Annotated in this window: 18 protein-coding genes, 1 tRNA gene and 2 rRNA genes; 7 read left to right on the top strand and 14 right to left on the bottom strand. The window is 72.4% G+C overall.

Features of this window, described 5'->3' with window-relative positions:
• The 3 genes from E2E34_RS13230 to E2E34_RS13240 all read left to right on the top strand — a co-directional run.
• Positions 1–105, top strand: a 23S ribosomal RNA gene (locus tag E2E34_RS13230); the annotation flags it as partial.
• A 73-nt stretch (positions 106–178) separates the two neighbouring features.
• A 5S ribosomal RNA gene (gene rrf / locus E2E34_RS13235) occupies positions 179–295 on the top strand.
• 109 nt (positions 296–404) lie between these two features.
• A complete protein-coding gene (locus E2E34_RS13240) occupies positions 405–1,370 on the top strand; it encodes a YihY/virulence factor BrkB family protein (protein ID WP_138902101.1) in 966 nt (321 codons plus the stop codon).
• A 32-nt stretch (positions 1,371–1,402) separates the two neighbouring features.
• On the opposite strand, the gene E2E34_RS13245 is transcribed toward E2E34_RS13240, so the two are convergent.
• Positions 1,403–2,311 (bottom strand): TetR/AcrR family transcriptional regulator, encoded by a 909-nt coding sequence (locus E2E34_RS13245; protein ID WP_138902102.1) that lies wholly within the window; start codon positions 2,309–2,311, stop codon positions 1,403–1,405.
• Positions 2,312–2,591: 280 nt separating this feature from the next.
• Here E2E34_RS13245 and E2E34_RS13250 point away from each other — a divergent pair, with 280 nt between their 5' ends.
• Positions 2,592–3,692, top strand: a complete 1,101-nt coding sequence (locus E2E34_RS13250; RefSeq protein WP_138902103.1) for a terpene synthase family protein — start codon at positions 2,592–2,594, stop codon at positions 3,690–3,692.
• Here the strand turns inward: E2E34_RS13250 and E2E34_RS13255 are convergent.
• The 6 genes from E2E34_RS13255 to E2E34_RS13280 form a co-directional block, all read right to left on the bottom strand.
• Positions 3,667–5,202 (bottom strand): cytochrome P450, encoded by a 1,536-nt coding sequence (locus E2E34_RS13255; RefSeq protein WP_138902104.1) that lies wholly within the window; start codon positions 5,200–5,202, stop codon positions 3,667–3,669. The two genes, E2E34_RS13250 and E2E34_RS13255, sit on opposite strands and share 26 nt — an antisense overlap.
• A gap of 31 nt (positions 5,203–5,233) precedes the next feature.
• Entirely contained in the window at positions 5,234–5,845 is a 612-nt protein-coding gene (locus tag E2E34_RS13260; RefSeq protein WP_138902105.1) for a GTP-binding protein, read from the bottom strand.
• A complete protein-coding gene (locus tag E2E34_RS13265) occupies positions 5,826–6,200 on the bottom strand; it encodes a DUF742 domain-containing protein (protein WP_138902106.1) in 375 nt (124 codons plus the stop codon). Before E2E34_RS13265 ends, E2E34_RS13260 begins: the two co-directional genes overlap by 20 nt.
• A complete protein-coding gene (locus tag E2E34_RS13270; RefSeq protein ID WP_138902107.1) occupies positions 6,197–6,604 on the bottom strand; it encodes a roadblock/LC7 domain-containing protein in 408 nt (135 codons plus the stop codon). The genes E2E34_RS13265 and E2E34_RS13270 overlap by 4 nt, the downstream gene beginning before the upstream one ends.
• Positions 6,601–8,172, bottom strand: coding sequence for an ATP-binding protein (locus E2E34_RS13275; protein WP_138902108.1), 1,572 nt, complete (start codon positions 8,170–8,172; stop codon positions 6,601–6,603). The genes E2E34_RS13270 and E2E34_RS13275 overlap by 4 nt, the downstream gene beginning before the upstream one ends.
• Before the next feature lie 318 nt (positions 8,173–8,490).
• Entirely contained in the window at positions 8,491–8,913 is a 423-nt protein-coding gene (locus tag E2E34_RS13280; RefSeq protein WP_138902109.1) for a DUF350 domain-containing protein, read from the bottom strand.
• Between the two features lie 136 nt (positions 8,914–9,049).
• Between E2E34_RS13280 and E2E34_RS13285 the strand changes: the two genes are divergently transcribed.
• Entirely contained in the window at positions 9,050–9,361 is a 312-nt protein-coding gene (locus E2E34_RS13285) for a hypothetical protein (protein WP_138902110.1), read from the top strand.
• Between the two features lie 128 nt (positions 9,362–9,489).
• Here E2E34_RS13285 and E2E34_RS36420 read toward each other — a convergent pair whose 3' ends face one another.
• Positions 9,490–11,031, bottom strand: a complete 1,542-nt coding sequence (locus E2E34_RS36420) for an RNA polymerase sigma factor (protein ID WP_138895189.1) — start codon at positions 11,029–11,031, stop codon at positions 9,490–9,492.
• Between the two features lie 176 nt (positions 11,032–11,207).
• On the opposite strand from E2E34_RS36420, the gene E2E34_RS13295 reads away from it, so the two are divergent.
• A complete protein-coding gene (locus E2E34_RS13295) occupies positions 11,208–11,993 on the top strand; it encodes a cobalt-precorrin-6A reductase (protein ID WP_138902111.1) in 786 nt (261 codons plus the stop codon).
• Here E2E34_RS13295 and cobF read toward each other — a convergent pair.
• Both cobF and E2E34_RS13305 read right to left on the bottom strand, forming a co-directional pair.
• The gene (gene cobF, locus E2E34_RS13300) at positions 11,962–12,726 is read right to left on the bottom strand and encodes a precorrin-6A synthase (deacetylating) (RefSeq protein ID WP_208765226.1); all 765 of its coding nucleotides are present in this window, start codon (positions 12,724–12,726) and stop codon (positions 11,962–11,964) included. The genes E2E34_RS13295 and cobF overlap by 32 nt on opposite strands.
• On the bottom strand, positions 12,723–13,256 hold the full coding sequence (locus E2E34_RS13305; RefSeq protein ID WP_138902113.1) for a DUF309 domain-containing protein: 534 nt from the start codon (positions 13,254–13,256) through the stop codon (positions 12,723–12,725). The genes cobF and E2E34_RS13305 overlap by 4 nt, the downstream gene beginning before the upstream one ends.
• A 93-nt stretch (positions 13,257–13,349) precedes the next feature.
• Here E2E34_RS13305 and E2E34_RS13310 point away from each other — a divergent pair.
• Positions 13,350–13,426: transfer RNA gene (locus E2E34_RS13310), tRNA-Pro, on the top strand.
• Between the two features lie 134 nt (positions 13,427–13,560).
• Here the strand turns inward: E2E34_RS13310 and E2E34_RS13315 are convergent.
• The 4 genes from E2E34_RS13315 to E2E34_RS13330 all read right to left on the bottom strand — a co-directional run.
• Positions 13,561–16,149 (bottom strand): SpoIIE family protein phosphatase, encoded by a 2,589-nt coding sequence (locus E2E34_RS13315; RefSeq protein ID WP_138902114.1) that lies wholly within the window; start codon positions 16,147–16,149, stop codon positions 13,561–13,563.
• The gene (locus tag E2E34_RS13320) at positions 16,146–18,707 is read right to left on the bottom strand and encodes a SpoIIE family protein phosphatase (RefSeq protein WP_138902115.1); all 2,562 of its coding nucleotides are present in this window, start codon (positions 18,705–18,707) and stop codon (positions 16,146–16,148) included. Before E2E34_RS13320 ends, E2E34_RS13315 begins: the two co-directional genes overlap by 4 nt.
• Positions 18,708–18,714: 7 nt before the next feature.
• Positions 18,715–21,633, bottom strand: coding sequence for a helix-turn-helix transcriptional regulator (locus E2E34_RS13325; RefSeq protein WP_244315711.1), 2,919 nt, complete (start codon positions 21,631–21,633; stop codon positions 18,715–18,717).
• A 178-nt stretch (positions 21,634–21,811) separates the two neighbouring features.
• The coding region (locus E2E34_RS13330; protein WP_244315713.1) for a S8 family peptidase at positions 21,812–23,522 on the bottom strand (1,711 nt) is incomplete at its 5' end.

Here is a 23,522-nt window from a genome sequence, read left to right on the forward strand (position 1 = left end):
TTGAGGGGTTAAGGCTCCCAGTAGACGACTGGGTTGATAGGCCAGATGTGGAAGCCCGGCAACGGGTGGAGCTGACTGGTACTAATAGGCCGAGGGCTTGTCCTCAGTTGCTCGCGTCCACTGTGTTAGTTCTGAAGTAACGAACTGTGCCAACTCCGGTTCGATATCTTCATAGTGTTTCGGTGGTCATAGCGTTAGGGAAACGCCCGGTTACATTCCGAACCCGGAAGCTAAGCCTTTCAGCGCCGATGGTACTGCAGGGGGGACCCTGTGGGAGAGTAGGACGCCGCCGAACAAATTTTATGCCCCGGCCCCTGGACTTATGTCCAGGGGCCGGGGCTTTTTTGCGTTCGGGGACCGTATTCTCTTTCGCGTACGGAACATTTGAAGGAAGCGGGCGTTCGATGGGAACTGTGGTGCATGTCCCCCAGACTCGGGACATGATCGGGGAGGAGCTCTCCGGCGACGAAGCCCTGACCGCTCTGCGGCACTACGGGGGGCGCAAGCTGTTCCTCGACGCCTTCGCTCGCTTCCGGTACGCGGACGGCTTCAGCCACGCGCGTTCGCTGGCCTTCCAGGTGGTGCTCGGCATAGTGCCCTTCGCCATCGCGCTGGTGGGCGTCGCCGCGAGTGTGCACACCGACAGCGTGGGGCGGGTCGTGGAGCTGACGCTCGGCCACATCGTGCCGGGTGCGAGCAACGAGCTGGTGGAAGAGGCCCTGGCGGACACCCGGCGCAGCGCCGGCGGCAGTACGTCGATCGCCGTCGCGATGTGGCTCGGGCTCGGCTTCGCCGTACTCAACCTCACCTCGGCCATGGGGCAGATCGAGCGGGGCAGCAACCGGATCTACGGGATCGAGCGAGACCGGCCCTTCCACGCGAAGTACGGGCGGAGCCTCCTGCTGGCCCTTGGGGCCGGCATGCCGATGGTGCTCGGCTTCCTGGCACTCGTCGCCGGAGAGGCCGTGGGGGATTCGCTGGTCGAGGCGCTGGGGTGGCCCGAGTCCCTGCTCGGCCTGTGGGGGCCCCTGCAGGTCCCGGTGGGGGTGCTGCTCGCCCTGCTGGCGTCCGCGGTGATCTTCCGCTGGGCGCCCCGCCGCGACCAGCCGGGCTACACCTGGCTCGCCGTCGGCTCCGCCGTCCACCTGGTGCTGTGGGTCGCGGCGACCTGGCTGCTCGCCCTGTACGTCGCCAAGAGCGGTTCCTTCGGCGCGGTCTACGGTCCGCTCACCGCTTTCGTCGCCCTGATGCTCTGGGCGAACCTCACCGGGATCGCCCTGTTCCTGGGCGTCGCGTTCGCCGCCCAGCTCGAAGCCGCCCGTGCGGGCATCCTGGAGCCGGTCAGGCCCGATCCGGGCCCGGGGGCATAGGGCCGCGCGGGCTGGTGTAGGGGAGGCGGCGTTCAGCCCTTGGGGCAGGGCCCCGGTACGGCCAAGGTGGCGTCCACGTAGGCGAGCAGCGCCGTCCGCATGGCGTCGGGGCTCGTGCCGGGCCCGGCACCCGGTGCGGCGGCCAGGACCTGCGCGGCCAGCCCGTCGATCAGCGCGGTCAGCCGCAGCGCGTCGGCGTCCGGGTCCGTCGTGGGGCGGAACACGCCCTGCTCGACGCCGCGTCGCAGGACGTCGGCGACCAGGGCGCGCCACTGGTGGTGGTACGCGGTGTGCAGCCGGCCAACGGCGGTGCAGCGGGCCGCCTCCGCCCACAGGTCGAGCCAGACGCCCCACTGCCATCGCCGGTGGCGGGTGTACGGCGTCCGGAGCTCGATGAGCCGGCGCAGTGCCTCCGCCGCGTCCTCCGCGTCGGCGATGTGGGCCGCGCGGTGGGCGGAGTCCTCGTCCACGCACCAGCGCACGGCCGCTTCCAGCAGTTCGTCGCGGCCCGGGAAGTGGTAGTGGATGGCGGCGGTGCTGGTGGCGCAGGCCTCGGCGATGTCGGCGACCCGTACCGCGTGGAAGCCGCGTTCCGCGATGAGCCGCACGGTCTCCCGGACGATCTGGAGCGGCCTGCCGCCCGCGGGAGCGCTGGCGGCCGAGGCGCGGTCGCGTCGTACGGCGGAGGGCCTCGCGGCGGCCTCGGTACGGGTCCCCAGAAGCCAGGCCGCGTCCATGTCGGCGGTATCGGCGATACGTGCCAATTCGGCCACTGTGAACCGGCGCGTTCCGCTGAGCGAACGGGACAGTTTCGACGGTTCCATGACGATCCGTCGGGCGAACTCGCGCTGGCTCACACCCGCGGTGTCGATCACCCGACGCACGCGCGCCGCGACCTCACCGTCGGAGTCGCCGACTCGACTTGCGGGATCCGGACGCATGGTCGGCCACCGTACCCGTGCGTTGAGAGGACCGCAACGGGCTCAACGCATGTGCCCTTGCGCGAGACCGCGACAGGTCGAGTGATGAGGTACTGACTGATGCGTCAGTCGGCGTCATAACCCGTGAGAACCCCCGGCACAGCGGTGAAAGCGGACTTCTGCAACTTTGGGCAACTTGCGATCAACTTGGTTTAGGCATCGGCCAGTTGCATTGTTATTGCTGGTCGGACATGGGCATATACGCCCCAGCGCACGCGGGGCACTCAACAGGAGGCCGAACATGAACGTAATCTCGCCAAGTCGACTGGGCCGGCAGTTACCGAGGGCGCCCTTCTACTGCCCGGTGCCGCCCGCCGTTCATCCGTCGGCCGAGGTACTCAACGACATGACGGTGCGCTGGATGCTCCAGCAGAGCCTCGACACGGACGATCATCAGCGCCGGCGCCTCGCGCTCTGCGACTTCGGCGGTCTCACGGCGTCCACCATGCCGTACGGGCAACTGGAACCGCTCACCCTGATGGCCAGGTTCCACGCCGTGCTCTTCTCGCTCGACGACGGCGTGTGCGACGAGGCGTACGTCACCGCGGACACGCTCGCGCAGGAGACGTCCCGGATCATGCGGGCCATCGAGGCCCCGACCGTCCAGCAGCCGGACGAGTCGCCGCACGCGGCGGCGCTGCGCTCCCTGCGACTGGAACTGGAGCGGTACGCCTCCCGCCGGCAGCTCCGCCGCTGGACCGACGCCATGCGCGTCTACACCTCGGGACTGGTGTGGGAGGCGGCCTGGCGGCGCAACCCGGACCTGCCCTCTCTCAACGACTATGTGACGCTGTGGATGAGGGCCATAGGCATGGCCCCCTCGACCGCGATGATCGAGATCGTCGCCGGACACTCCGTTCCCGACCACGACCTGGAGGACCCGCGCGTACGGGCCCTCACCGAGATCACCTGGACGCTGGTCAGCTGGGACAACGACCTCTACTCCCGCAACAAGGAGCTCCTGCGGGCCGACGACAACCTCAACCTGGTCGACGTGCTGTGCCAGGAACTCGACTGCGACCCGCACCACGCACTCCAGGAGGCCGTGGCGATGCGGGATCGCGTCATGGTGCTCTTCCTGCGCCTGCGCGACCAGGTGCTGAGGGACGCGGAGGGCGGTCTGCGCCGGTACGTGCAGGGGCTAGGCCAGTTCGTCCGGGGGCACCTCGACTGGGCCTCCACCTGCCCCCGTTACAGCGTGCCGTCCGCCCCGGAGGGCCCGGCGGACGACGGGTGGTGGAAGCAGCGTCCCGCCGACGACAGCTTCGAGCCGCTTCCCCTCCCGACGATCTCCTGGTGGTGGGACCAGCTGGCGGTCAGTAACCGCGCCACCAGCGGGTGACCGCCTGCCACAGCCGCTTGGGTGCCACCGGCCTGCGCTGAGCCGGAATCATGACCGGTGTCCGTGCCGTGCCGGGAAGCGGTACGGACGCGGACTCCGGGGCCGGGCCCGGCACCCGGGCCGGCTGCGGTGCGCTCGCCGCGACCGGTGCCGGCGAGTCGACCCGCCAGCGGGGCTGCGGCGTCGTGCGCGAGGCCGTGGTGAGGTGGCCCGCGTCGACCTCGGGCGGCCGTGCGGCGAACTTCACCGGGAGCTCGATGAGGTGCCGCGACATGAGCGCGCTGCGGTACCTCAACTCCTCCTCCGCGACCGAGAGTTGCAGATCCGGAAGCCGCATCAGCAGCGCGTCGATGCCGGTGTCGGCGATGGCGCGCCCGATGTCCTGCCCGGGGCACTCGTGCGGCCCGCCGCTGAAGGCGAGATGGGCGCGGTTGCCCTGCATCGAGGCGTGCGGGTCGGGGCGTACCACCGGGTCGACGTTGGCGGCGGCGATGCCGACGATCAGGGCGTCGCCCTTCTTGATCTGCTGGCCGCCGAACTCGGTGTCGCCGACGGCCCAGCGGCCGAGGATCGTGGTGAACGGCGGCTCGTCCCACAGCGTCTGCTCGACGGCCTCGGGCAGCGTCATGTGCCCGCCGCTGAGCTGGGCGCGGAAGCGCGGATCGGTGAGCACCATGCGCAGGACGTTGGCGATGAGGTTCGCGGTCGTCTCGTACGCCGCGATCAGCACCAGCCGCAGGTGCTGGCTGACCTCGTCGTCGGTGAGCCCGGCCGGATGCTCCACGAGCCAGGTCGTGAAGTCCTCCTGGGGCGCCACCCGGCGCCTGGCCACGTGCCGGCTCAGCACGCCCATCACGTAGGCGTTGCTGGCGTTCGCCGTCGCCGTGCCCTTGATCATGTCGCGGGCGGACTGCACCATCCGCTCGTTGTACTCCTCGGCCATGCCGAGGATCTGGCACATCACCATCATCGGCAGGTGCTCGGCGAACCGGCCCACCAGATCGGCCTTGCCGTCCTGGCAGAAGCTGTTGACGAGCCGGTTGCTGTACCGGTTGATGTGGCGGCGTACGCCCCGGGTGTCGATGCGCGCGATGCTGTCGGTGACCGCGCCGCGCAGCCGCTCGTGGTCCCCGCCGTCCGCGAAGACGCAGATGGGCTGCCAGGTGAAGATGGGAGCCAGCGAATGGTCCGGGGGGACGGTGCCGTCCGCGACCAGGCGCCAGCGGCGCGAGTCGCGGGAGAACTGCGACGGGGTGCGGGTCATGTGCAGGTTCTCGGTGTGGCCGAGGACCAGCCAGGCCGGTACGTCGTCGTTGAGCAGCACGGGGGCCACCGGGCCGTGTTCGGCGCGCAGCTTCTCGTACACGGCCATCGGGTCGCTCTCGTGTTCCGGTCCGTACAGCCGGCGCAGGCCGCCCGGGCCCGTTCCGGTGATGGCGTGGGCCGGGCATCCCGGGGGCGGAAGGGCCCCGTCGTCCGCTCCGGGTAGATGGTGGAAGGGGGTGGTCACGGTCACTCCAGTGATCGGGCGATCGGGGCGGTCAGGCCGGCGGTTGCAGGGACAGGGCGTGCAGATAGCGCATCAGCGTCAGCAGCACGTCGCGGCAGGACCCGCGCCCTCGCGCGTCGCAGTCCACTATCGGCACTTCCGGGGGCAGGTCGAGCGCGGTGCGCAGGGCGTCGACGGGGTGCCGCGGCGCGTCGGGGAACGTGTTGATCGCGACGACGAACGGCACGCCGCGCTCCTCCAGGCGCCCGATCACGTCGAAGCTGACTTCGAGGCGGCGGGTGTCGATCAGCACGACCGCGCCCAGAGCGCCCTCGAAGAGGCCGTTCCACAGGAACCAGAAGCGCTCCTGGCCCGGTGTGCCGAACAGATAGAGGATCAGCTCGTCGCTGATGCTGATCCGGCCGAAGTCCATCGCGACGGTGGTGGCGGTCTTGCCCTCCAGGTTGTCGTCGACGCCGACCCCGGCCTCGGTCATCGTCTCCTCGGTGGTCAGCGGACGGATCTCGCTCACCGAGCCCACCATCGTGGTCTTGCCCACGCCGAACCCGCCCACGATGACGATCTTCACCGCGGCCGTGGCCGTGGTGGGCAGAACGTCCTCGCTGCGCGGGCCGGTGATCGTGTCAGAGCTTCTGAAGTCCATGCATCACCGCTTCGAGGAGGGACCGGTCCGGCAGCGCCGCGCGGACGATCGGCGCCCGCGATTCGACCAGGTCGGTGGCGAGGAGATCGGTCAGTAGGGCCGTCACCACGCTGAAGGGCAGGCTGAGGTACGCCGAGATCTCGGCCACGGACAACGGCGCCTGGCACAGCCGCAGGATGGCGGCCTGCTCGGGCTGGACCGTCGGCGTCGGTTCGGTGCGGGAGACAACCATGGTGACGAGGTCGAGCGGAGCCCGTTCGGCACCGTCCGGGCCGCCGGTCAGGACGTACAGCCGTTCCGGGTCCTGCGGCTCCTCCGTCTCCGGTTGTCGCCGTTCTCGTCGGGGCGGACTCATACGGTTCGCCCGTCATGGCGCGGAGGGCTCGTCAGATGGGCTCCGATCCGGATGACGAGGTCACGCATACGGGCTCCCATGAGGCCGGCGTCGACCGTGTCGTCGGCGAGCACCGCGAGGTACGCGCCCGTTCCGGCAGCCATCAGATAGAAGAGACCGCCGTCCACTTCAATGACGACGAGGCGCATCTTGCCCTCGCTGTACGGGATTTCCGTGGCGACGGCGGCGGCGAGGCTCTGCAGCCCCGCGCAGGCGGCCGCGAGCCGGTCGGCGGCGTCGGGGTCGCCGCCGTGCCGGGCGATGCGCAGGCCGTCCGCGGACAGGACGACGATCTGCTGGACCTGCGGCACCCCGTCGGCCAGCTCCTTGAGCATCCAGTCGAAGTTCGCCCGTTGCTGGATCACTTGAGATCTCCCTTGTCCAACGCATCATCAGGTTCGTCATCGGCCGACGGGTCCGGCGCCGTGCCGTTGAACCCCTTGGTGAAGGCTTCGAGCCAGAGCCCCGGCTCCGGCTCCTCCTTGGCCGCGCCGCCGGCGTGGCCGTTGGTGCGGCCGTTGAGCGCCCCCGGGCGCTGCTCCGGCGGCAGGTTGTGCGAACCGAGCGGCGCCCGGCCCCGGCTGCGGCGCTGCGGAAGCCCCTGCGCCGTCCATTCGGTCACCTCGGGAACGTCCTCCTCCCGTGCGACCGGCACGCGCACCGGCGGCTTCGGCTGGGCGGCCGGCCGCGGCTTGCGCCGCGGGACGCGTGCCTCCTCCGCCGCGGACAGGCCGGACGGGCCCTGCCGGGGGACGGCGGTGGCGCCGATGCCGTGGGCGATGCCGGGCGCGGGTCCGGTGGTGATCACGCCGCGCGGGACGATGAGCACCGCGCGGACGCCGCCGTACGCGGACTGCCGCAGCGAGACCTTCAGGTCGTACATCTGGGAGAGCCGGCCGACCACGGCCATGCCGAGCCGCGGCGTCTCACCGAGGTCGTTGAGGTCGATGCCCGCCTGGGCCTGCGCCAGCATGCGCTCGGCCCGGCCCCTGGCCTCCTCGCTGAGGCTGACGCCGCCGTCCTCGATCTCGATGGCGATGCCGGTCTGCACCTCCACCGCGGTGACGTGCACCCGGGTCTGCGGAGGCGAGTAGCGCGTGGCGTTGTCGAGGAGTTCCGCGCAGGCGTGGATGAGCGGTTCGACGGCCGTGCCGATGATGGCGACCTTGGCGATCGAGTGCAGATCGACCCGCTGGTACTCCAGGATCCGGGACATGGCGCCGCGCAGCACGCTGAACAGCGGTACGGGCTCGGGCCATTGGCGTCCGGGGCGGCCACCGCCGAGTACGGCGATGGAGTCGGCGAGGCGGCCGATCAGCGAGGTGCCGTGGTCCAGGCGCAGCAGGTCGTCGAAGACGGCGGGGTTGCGCCCGTGGTCCTCCTCCATCAGCCGCAGTTCGCTGGACTGCTGGTGGACGATGGCCTGCACGCGGCGCGCGATGTTGACGAAGGCGCGCTGCGCGGAGTCGCGCATCGCCTCCTCGTTGTCGACGATTTCGAGGACCGAGCGCACCAGGGCGCGCTCCGGTTCGGGGAGATCGCGGTACGTCGGGTCCGCGTCCACCATGTCCCGCATCACCTCGGCGGGCGACTGGCCCTGCCGCAGGCGGCGGATGGTGGCCGGGAGCAGCTCGTTGCTGAGCCGCAGGGTCTGCCGGTCGTGGCCGGTGACGCGCTGGTCGAGGAGGGCCAGGCGCTGCCCGTACTCCGCGCGCAGGGCGTCCATCGCCCGTCCGCGGCGCACGACTTCGGCGGCGACGGCCGTCACCACCACGGTCGCCAGCGCGCCGAAGCAGACGACCGGTATCCGGGAGGCGTCCGGAACGACGACGTACGCGACGGCGGTGGCCGCGGCCATCAGGAGGACGGGTGGCACGAGCGCGCGAAAGAAGGGGGATTTTCGGTCAGTTGGAGGCGATTCAACGCGAACCATGTAAACCCTCTGGCGGTCGATTCGGGATGTTTTCGAGCTGTCCGGACACTTGCGAACAAGTGCGTGATTTCATAGCAACTCGGCGCGCTTCGAGCGAGCTTAGCCAGATCGGATCAGTGCGACGGCATATTCACGTAACCCTCTGCACGGGCCCACCCGGCGGGTTTAGACTCGCCAATTTTGCACACTGGGCTCATGCACGTGCGCAAGGAGTAACCGAACGGGTGACGTTTGGGCCCTGTGTACGCACAAAGGCCGCTTCCGCGACAGCGGAAGCGGCCTGAGCCGGACGAGGTGAGGGGCGCGTCGCGCCCCGCCTCAGGCGATGGACGCCGAAATGATCGCCGCCACGGCGACGTTGCACGAGGCGGACACCCACACCGCCGGGTGCGGCTCGTCCTGGACCAGCGTCTCGCCCAGCTTGCCCGGGGTCACGAGGTCGACGACCCAGAACGCCACCGCCATCATCACGAGCCCCAGCACCCCGAACACGGCGGTCGACACGAGGCCCTTGCCGAAGTCGGTGTACGTCGTCCAGATCGAGGTGAACACGATCCCGCCGATGCCCAGCAGCGCGGAGCTCAGCAGCAGCGCCGCGTTGCGGTTGCGCTGCTCCCAGATCTGCCGGCCGAGCTTGCCGGGCGTCAGGGCGTCCACCAGGAATATGCCGAGCGTCAGCAGCACCACGCCCAGAGCGCCGTAGGCGGCGGAGCGGCCAAGTCCGTTGACGATGTCTTCCATGGGTCTGCAGTCTCCGCGCGTGAAGTCGATCGTGGTCAAGGAGAGGCAAAACCTATCGCACGGGTGTCCTGGGGCGTGGGGACGGGTTGCGGCGCCGCGTTCCGGTGGCCGGTACGACCGATTACGATCCGAACTCATGAGCGCTTCTGATCAGGAACAGGCCGTGACCGAACCCACCGACGCGCGGAGCGGCGGCCTCACGCCCCGTCAGGCCAGGCGTCTGCGCGTCGCCGCCGCCTCGGTCCTGATGGTGGCGGTGGCGGCGGTCCTGGCGGTGCGGCTCGCGAGCCGGTCGTCGGTCCTGGTCGTCGGGGTGTACGGGCTGGCGCTGATCCTGTGCGGGGGCGTGATCGAGCTCAGCCGGCGCGGGCGCACCCGCCTGGCGACCTGGCTGCTGGGCGCGGGCCTGGCGGCGGCGGTGGCGACCGACGCCTTCCTGATCCCCTGAACCCCGAAAGCGCGGGCCGCCGAACCGGCGCCCGCCGGAACTGACCCGGAACGCGGCTCGGCGCCACGGGCGAATGATCTGCCCGAGGCGCCGAAGCCGGTGTGCGGGGACCCTGGGTCCCGGACCTCCTAGTCGAGGTAGTCGCGCAGCACCTGCGAGCGCGACGGGTGGCGCAGCTTGGACATCGTCTTCGACTCGATCTGGCGGATGCGCTCACGCGTCACGCCGTAGACCTTGCCGATCTCGTCCAGCGTCTTCGGCTGCCCGTCCGCCAGACCGAAGCGCATGGACACGACACCCGCCTCGCGCTCCGAGAGGGTGTCCAGCACCGAGTGCAGCTGCTCCTGGAGGAAGGTGAAGGAGACCGCGTCGGCCGGCACGACCGCCTCGGAGTCCTCGATCAGGTCACCGAACTCGCTGTCACCCTCCTCGCCCAGCGGGGTGTGCAGCGAGATGGGCTCGCGGCCGTACTTCTGGACCTCGATGACCTTCTCGGGGGTCATGTCGAGTTCCTTGGCCAGCTCCTCCGGGGTGGGCTCGCGGCCCAGGTCCTGGAGCATCTGGCGCTGGACGCGGGCCAGCTTGTTGATGACCTCGACCATGTGCACCGGGATGCGGATGGTGCGGGCCTGGTCGGCCATCGCGCGGGTGATCGCCTGCCGGATCCACCAGGTGGCGTACGTCGAGAACTTGAAGCCCTTGGTGTAGTCGAACTTCTCCACCGCGCGGATCAGACCGACGTTGCCCTCCTGGATCAGGTCCAGGAAGAGCATGCCGCGGCCGGTGTAGCGCTTGGCCAGCGAGACCACCAGGCGGAGGTTGGCCTCCAGCAGGTGGTTCTTGGCGCGGCGGCCGTCCTCGACCAGGATCTCCAGCTCGCGCCGGAAGACCGGGTCCTGCTCGTCCTCGTCCTCCAGCTTGTGCTCGGAGAAGAGACCGGCCTCGATGCGCTTGGCGAGCTCCACCTCCTGCTCGGCGTTGAGGAGGGGGACCTTGCCGATCAGCTTCAGGTAGTCCTTGACCGGGTCGGCGGTGGCGCCGGCGACCATGACCTGCTGCGCGGGCGCGTCGTCCTCGTCCTCGTCGGACAGGACGTAGCCGTCACCCTGCTGCGGCTGCTTGGCCGGCTTCTCGTCGGCCTCGTCTGGGGCGGCCGACTCGTCGGCCCAGGCGTCGCCCTGCGGCTCCTCGGGGGCCGCGGCGGCCTTCTTGGCGGCGGTCTTCTTCGCGGTCGTCTTCTTCGCGGCGCGCTTCGCCGGGGCCGCCGGAGCCTCGGCCTCGGCGGCGGAGTCCATTACCGATATTGACGCGGGAGCCGCCTGAGACGTCGCCGAAGCGGTCTTCTTGACGGTCTTCTTCACCGCGGCCTTCTTGACGGCCGGACGCTTCTCCTCGTCACGCGCGACGGCCTTGCGGGCACGCTTGACCGGCGCCTTGGCCGGAGCCTTGGGCGCCGTGACCATCAGCGTCACGCCCTCTTCGTCGAGGACCTGGTTGAGGCTGCGCAGCACCCGCTTGAGCTGGTCCGCGGGAATGCTGTCCGCCTCGAAGGCGTGGCGTACGTCGTCGCCGTTGATGTGACCCTGCTCCTTGCCACGCTCGATGAGCGCGACCAGGGAAGGGGATTCCGCAATCTCCTGTGGGAACGGGCGGGACGGACTGACCGACACGAGGAGCCTCTCGTAGCAAAAATGATGACGGGGCGAGGTCGCATGACGTAAGGGGCAGCGCGACGACACCTGTGGGTTCATCGCACGCTCGCGCCATTTCGTTACGCCTTGAATGGAGTGACCTGAACCACTTTCCCGAAACGGCCCGCTCGGGGCCCCTCCGGTAGCGTGACGGCATGATCACCGGCACTGCCCACGCACTGATACTCGGCGGTACGACGGAAGCCAGGCAGCTCGCGCGGACACTGGCCCCGGTCCCCCTCCTGCGGGTCACGACCTCACTCGCGGGACGGGTGACACAACCAAGGATGCCTGAAGGCGGGATTCGCGTCGGAGGCTTCGGCGGTCCGGGGCCGATGGCGGCCTGGCTGACCGAGCACCGGGTCACCGCCGTGGTCGACGCGACGCACCCGTTCGCCGCCGTGATCAGCACGAACGCGGCGGCGGCGACGGCCGCGGCCGGAGTCCCGCTGGTCGCGCTGCGCCGCCCCGGCTGGCAGCCGGGACCGGGCGACCGCTGGCACCACGCCGACGACCTGGACGGCGCGGCGGCGCTGCTGCCGGGGCTCGGCCGCCGGGTCTTCCTGACCACCGGCAGGCTCGGCCTGGCCGCCTTCGCCGGCCTGGACGGGCTCGACTTCCTCGTCCGGTCCGTGGAGGCCCCCCAGCCGCCGCTGCCGCGCCGTACCCGGCTGCTGCTGGACCGCGGGCCGTACACCGTCGAGGGGGAGACGCGGGTGCTGCGGACGTTCGCCGCCGACGTGCTCGTGACCAAGGACAGCGGCGGCCCCGCCACCGCCGCCAAACTCACCGCCGCCCGCGACCTCGCCCTGCCGGTCGTCGTCGTACGCCGGCCGCCCGCGCCGCCCGGGGCGCACACCGTCCCGGACGTGGCCGGGGCGGTCGCGGAGCTGGAGCGGCTCGGGTGCCTCAGCCCCGGCGCAGCAGGTACGTGTCCATGATCCAGCCCTTGCGGGCGCGGGCCTCGGCGCGCAGCCGCAGGATCCGGTCCGCCACCTCGGAGAGCCTGCCGGAGACGAGGATCTCGTCGGCCGTCCCGATGTAGGCGCCCCAGTAGATGTACGGGTCCTCCTCGGCGTACCGCTGGAAGACCTGGTGCGCGTCGAGCATCACCACCACGTCGTCCGTGCCCTCGGGCCAGCCCTCCGCGAGCCGCCGGCCCGTCGTGATCTGGACCGGCTTCGCGACCCGGTTCAGGCCGGTGCGATGCCGGGCGACCAGCGCGGAGACGCTGCTGACGCCGGGGACGACGTCGTAGTCGAAGGCCACCTTCCCGCGCTCCAGGATCTCCTCCAGGATGCCGAGGGTGCTGTCGTACAGCGCCGGATCGCCCCACACGAGGAACGCGCCGGTCTCGTCCTCGCCCAGCTCGCCGGTGATCATCGCCTCGAAGACGTCGGCGCGCCGGCTGCGCCAGTCGCCGACCGCGGGGGAGTAGTCGGCGCCCCCGGCGCGGCGGTCGCGGTCCGGGTCGCGTCCCTCCACCAGCCGGTAGCTCCGCCCGTCCGCGATGTGACGGTCGAGGATCTCGTGCCGCAGCCGTATCAGGTCGGACTTCTCCTCGCCCTTGTCGAGGAGGAAGAAGACGTCGACCGTGTTGAGCGCTTTGACGGCCTGGATCGTCAGATGGTCCGGGTCGCCCGCGCCGATGCCTATGACATGAATCTTTCTCACCGGACGGAGTCTGCCGCATCCGGTCCGGCGGCCCCGGCCCGCCCGCGCAGGCGCGGAGCGCATCCGGCCGCCGGCACGGGCTCCCGCTGCCGCTCCACCCGCCCGGCCAGCTCCGTCGCCCACGCGGTGAGCTCGTCGACGGCGATCCCGTACGGGCGGGCTTCGCCGTACGCGGCGAGGCCGGCCGCCCCGCGCCGGAGTAGCGTCGCAGCGCCGCTCCTGTTGCCCCGCGCCGCGTGGGTGAGGCCGACGGCAAGCTGGGCCAGGCCGCGCCACAGGGCGCGTTCCGCCTCCGGGCCGGACTTCCAGGCGTCCTCGAAGACCTCGTGCGCGTGGAACGGCATACCGGCGTCCAGCAGCCGCTGCGCCTCGTACACCGTCTCGTCCCCGGTGCGTTCCACGCCCTCCGGCTGCCGCGCCACGCCCTCGGCCCCGTACGGCAGCGGCCTGCCCAGCCCGTCGCGCGGCCGCGCGTTGCGCGCCCGGCCCTCGGGGTCGCGGTCCCTCCTGTCCCGTTCCCTGTCGTCCATCCGCCCATTGTCACCGCAGTCGGGAGCACGCACAGAGTGAGGTATGGTTCTGTTGCGCGCCCAGCCAGGGGAAACCCCAGGTCAGGCGGGCACCGGGACGTGGCGCAGCTTGGTAGCGCACTTGACTGGGGGTCAAGGGGTCGCAGGTTCAAATCCTGTCGTCCCGACCAGCGTTTACGCGGGTCGAAGGCCGTGTCGGAGAGATCCGACGCGGCCTTTTCGGTTTTCCCGGCCGGGCGGGGCCATGGGCGAGGGCCCGCGTGGCAGGCCGGGCGGCGGGTCAAGTGGCGGGCCTGCGTGCGGCTCACAGGTCGTCGTCCCACGCGTCCAGGTCCAGCTCCTGCGGTTCGAGCGGCTGTTCGGCCCAGATGGTCTTGCCGGTGGGGGTGTAGCGGGTGCCCCACTGCTGGGTCATCCGTGCGACGAGGAACAGGCCCCGGCCGCCCTCGTCGTCGCTCCGGGCGCGGCGCAGGTTCGGTGACGTGTGACCGCTGTCGGAGACCTCGCAGATCAGAGTCCGGTCGCGGATGAGCCGCAGCTGGATGGGTCCGGCCGAGGCGTACCGCACGGCGTTCGTGACCAGCTCGCTGACCACCAGCTCGGTGGTGAACGACAGCTCCTCCAGCTCCCACTCGCCGACCTTCTTCGTCGCGACGGCGCGTGCGAAGGAGACCGCCTCCGGATCGGCCGTCAGCTCCCACCCGGCCACCTGGTCGCGGCCCAGGGTGTGCGTGCGCACGAGCAGCAGCGCGACGTCGTCGTCCACCGAACCGGGCAGCAGCGTCGCGACCGCCCGGTCGCACAGCTCGTCCAGCGGGCGCGCGTGCTCGGTGAGGACGGAGCCGAGCCGGTCGAGCTGCTCGTCGAGGCCCCGCTCGCGACTCTGCACGAGACCGTCGGTGAACAGGGCGAGGACGCTGCCTTCCGGCAGGCTCAGCTCCGCCGTCTCGAAGGGCAGGCCGCCCAGGCCGAGCGGCGGGCCGGCGGGCAGGTCGGGGAAGGTGACGGCGCCGGTCGCGGGGTCGACCACGGCGGGGGCGGGGTGGCCCGCCCTGGCCATCGCGCACCGGCCGGACACCGGGTCGTACACGGCGTACAGGCACGTCACGCCCTGTGCCTCGTCGTACGGCATCGTATGGCCGTCGACCGGGACGGCCCCGTCGTTGGCCGCCTGCGTGACCAGGTCGTCCAGGCGCGCGAGGAGTTCGTCGGGGGCGAAGTCCAGCCGGGCGAGCGCCCGTACGCTCGTGCGCAGCCGGCCCATGGTGGCGGCGGCCCGCAGCCCGTGCCCGACCACGTCCCCCACGACGAGGCCCACCCGGGTGCCCGACAGGGGGATGACGTCGAACCAGTCGCCGCCGACCCCGGCCTTGTTGTCCGCGGGCAGATAGCGGTACGCCAGGTCCACGCCGGACAGCTCCGGGAGGTTCTGCGGCAGCAGGCTGTGCTGGAGCATGAGGGCGGCGGTGTGCTCGCGGGTGTAGCGGCGCGCGTTGTCGATGCTCACGGCGGTCCGGGCGACGAGCTCGTCGGCCACGGCCAGTTCGCCGGCGTCGAACGGGTCGCGGCGGCGCTGCCGTTCGAACGTGACGACGCCCAGCGTGGCGCCTTCGGCGCGCAGCGGCACCGCGAGCCGGGCGCGGGGCTGCCCGTCGGCGTCGTCCGCGCTCCGCGCGTCGTCCGACACGTCCGCTGTGTCTGCTGGTGCCGGTGCGTCTGCCGTGTCCGCTGTGTCCGCTGTGTCCGGGCGCTCGTGCACCGAGCAGCCCGAGGCCAGGCACCGGGCCTGGGGGGAACCGGGCGGGTAGTCGATCCGCTGCCGGTCCTCGGGCCGGTCCAGGGCGGCCGCCCCGAGGTGCGGACTCCACACCCGGATCACGTCGCCCCCCTCGGCGCCGGCGGCGGGCTGGTCGCCGTCCAGGACCGCCTCCAGGAGGTCGAGCGTCACCGCGTCGGCGAAGCGGGGGGCCGTGACCTCCGACAACTCCCGCGCCGTACGCGCCATGTCCAGGGTCGTGCCCACCTGCCCGCCGGCCCGCACCAGCAGGTCCAGGCGCTGCTGCGCCTGGTAGCGGTCGGTGACGTCCGTCGTCTCCTCGCACACCCCGAGCGAGGACCCGGTGGCGTCGCGCAGCCAGTAGTACGAACAGGACCAGACGTGGTCGCGCCCCGGGTCGAACGGCGGGCGGCCTCGGTAGTGGAGGCCGATGACGGGCTCGCCGGTGGCCATCACCCGCCGCATCGTCTCCTCCAGGGTCGGCGGATACCGGTCGGACAGGATCTCCCCCTCGGCCACCATCTCGTCCGGGCCCCGTCCGGCGTACTGCGAGGCCCCCATCTCCCGGTAGAGGGCGGCGTTCGTCCACACCACGCGAAGATCGGTGTCGTAGATCGCCAGGCCCACCGGCGACTGGGTGGCGAGGCCGCGCAGCATCGACTGGAGCGCCTCCCACTGCTCGGCCTCCTCGGCGTCGGCCATCGCCAGCAGCCTGGCGGGTCCCGTGCCGGCGGGGGACAGCGGGAGGGTGGCCGCGGCCACGCGGACGACACGGCCGTCGCGGTGGCGCATCCGCAGCACCCGGCGGCGGACGGGCGCCGCGTCCGGCGGGTCAGGGGCCAGGAGGTCCATCACGGCCGTGCCGGCGGCCGGGGAGCCCTGGTCCGTACGGCCTTCCTCCTGTCCCCGCGCGGGGTCCGCGTCGCCGTCACCGCCGACCACGAGCGCGTCCACGGGCCGGCCCAGCACGTCCTGCGGTGCGTGTCCCAGCAGCCTGCGCGCCGCCGGACTCCAGCCGACGACCGTGCCGTCGGTGTCCAGCACCACGGTGCCCGCGCGCGAGACGTCGAGGGGGCCGCGGAAGCCGATGTCCCCGGCCGGGTAGAGCGCGCTCATGGCACCCGTCCCGTCGGTCGCGACCAGAGGGCGGCGAGCAGGAGCGCGATGTCGTCGGGCCGGTCGGCGGCCTGCCTGGCCTCCTTGATCAGGCGGTCCGCCGTCTCGGCGAGCGACGCCGAGCCGATGGCGGAGAGGGTGGCGCGCAGATGCTCGATGCCCAGGTCGATGTCGATGCCCGCCTGCTCCACCAGCCCGTCCGTGAAGAGGGCCAGGACGGCGCCCGGCTCCAGCCGCAGTTCGGTGACCGGGTACGACGCCTCCGCGTCCACACCCAGCACGATGCCGCCGGCCAGGTCCAGCACCTCCGCCGTGCCGTCGGGGTGGCGCAGCAGCGGCTGCGGGTGCCCGGCCCGTACGGCCTGCGCGACCCCGGACCCGGGGTCGAGGACGATGTAGCAGCAGCTCGCGAACTGGCCCGGATCGATGTCGATGAGCAGGCGGTTGGTGTCCCGCATCACCTCCCGGGGGTCCTGGCCGGCCAGGGCGAACGCCCGCACGGCGCTGCGCAACTGGCCCATCGTGGCGGCCGCGGCGACACCGTGCCCCTGGACGTCGCCGATCACCAGGGCGAGCCCGTTGTCCGTGCCGACCACGTCGTACCAGTCGCCTCCCACCTCCATGCCCTGGGTGCCGGGCAGGTACCGGGCGACGGTGTCGACGTTCTCCACGACGGGCAGCCGGTGCGGCAGCAGGGCGTCCTGCAGGCCGCGGGCCAGCGCGGCCTCGGAGTCGTAGCGCTGGGCCCGCTGGAGGGCCTGGGCGATGAGACCGGCCAGAGCGGTGAGGACCGTGCGCTCCTCGGGGCTGAAGCCGCGCGGCTCGTCGAAGCCGAGGATGCACGAGCCGACGGGGCGCCCGGAGGCGATCAGCGGCAGGAAGGCCCTGGCGCCGATGTGGGAGTCCATCGGGATGCCGGGGTACGCGGTGGCCAGGTGCTCCATGGACTCGAAGAACAGGGGGCGGCCCGTGGTGAGCGTCTCCACGCCGGGCAGCCGGGCGTCGAGCGCCACGCCGTCGAAGCGGTCGAGGAAGCCCTGCGGGAAACCCGTCTCCCAGGCCAGGTAGAGGTGCCTCTCGTTCAGCAGGTAGATCGCCAACTGGCGGCCGCCGAACGCGGGCAGCAGCTCGTCGGTGACCACGGCGGACACCTGGCGCGCGGTGACCGCCTCGGTCAGCGCGATGGCCAGGGCGACGGGGCGGTACAGCGCCGACGCGCGGTCGGCCGGGGAGCCAAGACCGGTGCCCGGCCGGGTGACGGACCCCGGCGCGTACGCGGGCCGGTCGGCCGGGGCGAAGGCGGCCGTCAGGCCGTCGTGGCCCGGGAACAGGGAGACCGACAGCCACTCCTCGGGGCCGGGGGCGTCGCGGGCCGTGAAGTGGACGTCCTCGTCGGACAGCAGCGCGGCCCGGAAGTGCTCCTCGTACGCCGGGTGGCCGAACCACGGCAGCGCCTCCCACAGCACACGGCCGATCAGCTGGGACCGCGCGTGGCCGAACAGCGTCTCCGCGCCGCGGTTCAGATAGGTGATCCGCCCGACCCGGTCGAGCGAGAGGACGGCGTTCGGAAGCCGGTCGGTCGCCTCCTCGACGACCGGGCCGGTGCCGAAGTCCACCAGGACGCCCCTCAGGTGGCCGCCGGGGCCGCCGCCGGGCGGGCGGGCACGGGCGGTGAGTTCCAGCAGGTGCGGGCGTCCGTCGGGGCCCCGCAGCCGCATCCTGCGCGACGCCGGGGCGCCCGAGCTCGCCACGTGGCGGGCGACGGCCCACAGCCCGTACGCGTCCTCGGGCGCCATCCGCGCCGCCAGCGCTTCGATCGTGCCGGGGAAGGCCGCCGGGGAGGTGCCGAGGATGGCGCACAGCTCGTCGTCGGCCGACACCGTACCGGCGTCCAGGTCCCAGTCGAAGTTGCCGATCCGCACCGGCGGTGTGGTGACGGACGGCAGATGGACGCAGGCCGGCTCGCCCTCCCACTCGACGGCCTTCCCGGCGGCGCTGAGCCCGGCCAGAGCGGCGGCGAGGCGGTCCCCGGCCTGCCGCATGCGGTGGCGGTCGGTGTCGTCGACGGGCGAGCCCTTGGCCGCCGCGCGCAGCACCACCAGCACACCGAACTTCTCCCGGCCGTCGGCGACCGGAACGTACAGGGAGCCGAACGGGAACGGCAGCCCGGCCATCAGCTGCGGGAACCGGCGCATGGCCTCCTCGGCGTCGGCGAGGTGGACGGGCTGCCCCGTGCGGTGCACCTCCGCCACCGGGAACGGGCGGTTCACGTGCATGCGCCACCAGGGGCGGAACAGCGCGCCGGGCAGCCCGCCCAGGACCGCCAGACGCAGCAGTCCCGGTGTCCGCGTACGCAGGTAGACGCCGCCGGCGAACCCGCCGGCGGACTCGATCGCGTGCACCGAGGCTTGCGCGAGCACCAGGGCGAGTTCGTCCGGGGCTCGGCCGTCGCTGTGCGGTTTCCCGGTGGTCGCCCCGCTCTGGCTCGGCGGTGCGGGCCCGGCCGCGCCGTACCAGGTCACACAGCAAGGATGCTCCCCGGCTGCGGTGGTGCGCATCTTCGCGTCAGCCGGCGGCCGGGCTCTCCGCCGCGGCGGTCGCGGGCCGGTGGCCGGGCCGGGCGGTCAGGGCGGTCGCCAGCTGGGCGCGCGAGCGGACGTCGAGTTTCTGGTAGATCCGGGTCAGCCGGGCCTCGACCGTCTTCACGCTCAGGTACAGCTTCGCCGCCGCCTCCTGGTTGCTGGCGCCCTGGCCGACCAGCTGCGCGAGGCGCAGTTCCGCGTCCGTGAGGGCCGACAGGCTCTCGGAGCCCGCCGGGGCGGCCTCGGCCGTACGGGACGACGTCTCGGTCGTCAGCCCCAGCCAGGGGACCGCGCCCGCCCGCTCGAAGACCGCCGCGGCGGCGTGCAGCGCGCTCTGGGCGGCCGACCGTCTGCGCCGGCGGCGCTCCACGCGGGCGAGCGCGACCAGCGCCCGGCCGCGCTCCAGCGGCAGCCCCGCCCCGCCGAAGCTCTCCGCCGTGCGGGCCAGCAGACCGGCCGCCTCGTCCGCCTTGCCGCTCGCCGCGAGGTACAGCGCGTACGCCCGGTCGCAGCCGAGGAGCACCGTCGTACGGCCGAGGCGTTCGGCGACCGGCCGCACCGCGTCGAGCAGGGCGGCGGCCTTCTCGGGGGCGTCGTTGGCCAGCAGCGCCTCGGCCAGCTCCTCGTGCCAGCGCAGCATGGACGGGTCGACGGTCGACTGGGCGCGCTCGCCGGTCTGGACCCGGCGCAGGCTCTCCAGCGCCGACGCCACGTCTCCGTTGATCAGCTGGACCCGGCCGAGCGCGTACAGACTGCGGGAGAGGAAGACGTGGTCGCCCTCCTCCTCGGAGGCCCGGACGCTGCGCCGGGCGTAGCTCGCGGCGCGCTCGAAACTGCCGCCCGCGGTCTCCGCGAGGGCCAGGGCGTACCAGGCGGGCCCGGGCGAGAGACCGGCCTCCAGCGTCAGGGCGAGCGACCGGCCGGCGTGCGCGAGGGCCGCCGCGCACTGGCCCTGGCGGGCGTCGATCTCGGCGAGCGTGCGGAACAGCTCGATGGAGTCCTCCACCGGACCGCGGCGCTCGACCAGCGGGAGCAGCGCGTTCAGCTGGTCGCGGGCGTCCGTGAGCCGGTCGTCGAACATGGCGTGGCGGATCGTCAGGATCTGCGCGGCGTTGCGGATCCCCAGCGGACGCTCGAACACCTCCAGGGCCCGCGCCTCTGCCAGCACCCGCTCCGCGTCCGGCGAGCCCAGGACCCGGTCCATGCGCGCCTGTACGGTCAGGGCCCTCGCCGCGGTCCTGCGGTCGCCCACCGAGCCGGCCAGCGCGGCGGACTCGACGGCTGCGGCCCGCGAACGCAGTGGATCGCCGTCGGCCAGGACGTACTTCACGGCGAGCCGGAGCTGGACGGCCGCGCGCAGCGCCGTGTCGCCCTCGGAGTCCTCCATGGCGTGGACGTAGATCTCTTCGAGGTCGCACAGCCCCTGGCCCGCCGTGTCCAGCACCGCGAGCCGCGCGCGGACCCGGTCGGCCGGCGCGGCGTCGCGGGCGAGCAGGTCGGTGGCCGCGCGCATGGCCAGGTCGGCGCGGGCCGCGCGGGCGGCCTCCTCGGCGGCGTCGACCAGCCTGGCCAGCCGCCGGGCGCCGTCGCCCACGGGCGTGGACTCGGCGGCGAGCAGGGCGAGTTCGGCGGCGAGCGCGCTGTTGCCCCGGCGCCGTGCGAGGTCGGCGGCCGCGGCGACCTCGGCGGCCAGGTCCGCGTCGGGGATGTCCGTGGCCAGGGCCCGGTGGCGTACCTCCTCGACGGGGTCGTCGACGACCCGGGCGAGCGCGGCGTGACCCGCGCTGCGCTCGGTCCAGCAGGCGTCGTGCACGAGCGTCGACGGCAGGACGCCGGCGGTGAAGCCGACCGTCCCGTCCTCGTCGAGGGAGATCAGGTTCGCGCGCTCGGCGGCGGCGAGGTCGGCCTCGGCGGTGGGGCGGCCGGCCCGGCGTATCAGCGAGGCGGTCGGGCGCAGCGCCAACGCCGCCAGCAGCAGCGTGGAGCGCACGTCGGGCGAGGCGGCGCCCAGGAGCTGCCGGGCGAGGTCGCGGGCCCGCCCCGACAGGGACAGCGCCTCGGCGTGGTGCACCGGGGTCCGCGCGTCGGCGAGGGAGCGGCCGACCGCCAGCGCGAGCCGGGGGTTGCCGCCGCTGGCGCGGTGGATGCGGCCGGCCATCCGGGAGGGCAGCCGGTGGTGGATGAGCAGCTCGGCGATCTCGTCGGCGTGCAGCGGCGGCACGAACAGGACGTCGGCCTCGGAGGGCACCCACAGCGGCTCAGGACCGGCCGGGCCCGGGCGGGGGACCGCGCCGCCGGGAGGGCCGCCGTCGTACGGGGACGGCGTCTCGACGGCGAGCACCCGCAGCGCCGACGGCGCCAGGTGCAGGGCGAAGCGCATGAGGTCGGCGCTGGTGTCGTCGACGCGCTGCACCCCGTCGACGACCAGCAGGACGGGGCCGTGCCCGGCGACGGTCCGCAGGATCTGGGCGAGGGCGAGCCGCAGGGCGATGGCGTCCCATCCGTCGTCCGGGATGACCGCCTCGCGGCACAGCATGGCGACGGCGGTGCGCTGAGGGCCGGGCAGCCCATCGAGCAGGTCGTACGCCCCCGGTCCGGCGGGGTCGCCGGGGCCGCTGTGGGCCGTGCCGGGCGCGGGCCAGGAGACGCAGGCCGCGACGGACGCCACCAGGGCGGCGGCGGCCGCGCCCGGCATGTCGCGGTCGGCGGGGAGCGTGGCGAGCCAGATCACCGTCTCGCCCCTGGACTCGGCGCGCGCGGCGGCGGCCAGGGCGAGCTCGGTCTTGCCGACTCCGGCGGGCCCGGTGAGCAGGGCGCGGCCGCGGGTGTGCAGGACGCGTTCCAGCCGCGTGAGGAGCTCAGTCCGCCCGACCGGCGCGGGTCGGTTCACCGCCGACGTCACGAACCCACCACCGCCTTCCGGTGCGCGCGGGCCCACTGCCCGTGCGAGCAGAGAATACGAAGTCGGCGGCCGCCGTCCAGACCGATTGTCCGGCATGCGGACGCGCAGCAGACGGGGCGCGCCCGCGGCAAGCCGTGGACGCGCCCCAGAACAGCGTGGATGTGACGTATCAAACGTCTCAGAAGGTGAGACTCCAGCTGTCGATGTATCCGGTGTCGCCGGAGGCCACATCACGCACCTGGAGCTTCCAGGTGCCGTTGGCGACCTCGCTGGACGCGTCGACCGTGTACGTCGTGATGACGTTGTCGGCGCTGTCCGAGGACGACGAGCCCTTCAGGTTGCGCACGGTGCCGTCCGGGGCCACCAGGTCGACGACCAGGTCGCCGCGCCAGGTGTGCTTGATGTCCACGTCGACCTTGAGGGCGGCGGGGGCGTTGCCGGTGCGGCCGGTGACGGCGAGCGAGGAGGCGACGGTCGCGTTGTCGCTGATCGTCACGTTCGCCGCGTTGGTGAAGGTGGCGCCGCCGGGGGTGGTGGTGCCGGTGACGGCGTTCACGGTCTTGACGGTGTCGGCGATGCCGGTGCCGCAGCCGCCCGAGCAGGTACCGGGCAGCGGACGGGCGTTGGCCTTGATCGCGGACTCGATCTCGGCCGGGGTCAGGGTGCTCTTGGCCGACTTGAGCAGCGCGGCGAGGCCGGCGATGTGCGGGGCGGCCATCGAAGTGCCCTGGTAGGGCTTGTAGTTCTCGGCGGACTGCGTGGTGGTGCCGGAGTTCAGCGTCGAGAGGATGCCGTTCTCGGGGGTGGTGACGGTGCCGGGGGTGTCCGTGGCGCGACGGGTCTCGCCGCCGGGCGCGGAGACGTCGATGGAGGTGCCGAAGTTCGAGTAGAACGAGCGGTTGCCCTCGCGGCTGGTGGACGCCACGTTGATGACGCCGGAGCAGTTGGCGGGCGTGAAGCCGGAGACGTTGGCGTTGCTGTTGCCGGCCGCCACGACCACGGTGGCGCCGCGCGAGACGGCGCCGTTGATCGCGGTCTGGTAGACGCTCGGGCAGGTGGCGCTGGCGCCGCCGAGGCTCAGGTTGATGACCTTGGCCGGGGTGGCGTTCGCGGTGACGCCCGGGACGCTGCCGCCGGACGCCCAGGTGATGGCGTCGGCGATGTCCGCCGAGGAGCCGCCGCACTTCCCGAGGACGCGCACGGGCTGGATCTTCGCGTCGTACGCGATGCCCGCGATGCCCTTGGTGTTGTGGGTCGTGGCGCCGATGGTGCCGGCCACGTGTGTGCCGTGCCAGGAGGAGTTGCTCGCCTTGGAACCGGTGCCGCACTCGCCGTCGGTGGCGTTCCAGTCGCCCTCGTCCTTGGCGTTGTTGTCGCGGCCGTTGCCGTCGCGGGCGTCGGCGGACGAGGAGATGAAGTCGTACCCGGCGACGACGTTGCCGGCCAGGTCCGTGTGGGCGGCGTAACCGGTGTCGATGACGGCGACGGTGACGCCGCTGCCGGTGGTCTTGTCCCAGGCGCCGGGGACGTTCATGCCGCCGGTGGTCTCGAACAGGTCCCACTGCTTGGCGTAGTCGGTGTCGTTCGGGGTGACCGCCATCGCGTAGGCGCGGATGTCGGGCTCCACGGACGCGACCGAGGCGTCGGCGCGGAACGCGGCCATCACCTCGTTGACGTCCTTCTTGGACGCCTCGCCGCCCAGGTCGACCAGGGCGGCGCCGCCGGCGAGGCGGCGCTCGAACGACAGGCTCTCGCCGGTCTTCTCGCCCTTCGCGGCGGCGTCCTTCTTGGCCGCCGTGTTGGAACCGGCCTCTTCGGCCTTGGACTTGTACGTGACGATGACCTTCTCGACCGGGGCGGCCGGCAGTCCGGTCATCTGTCTCTTATAC

The organism is Streptomyces albidochromogenes, from assembly GCF_005981925.1.
Taxonomy (GTDB): domain Bacteria; phylum Actinomycetota; class Actinomycetes; order Streptomycetales; family Streptomycetaceae; genus Streptomyces; species Streptomyces albidochromogenes.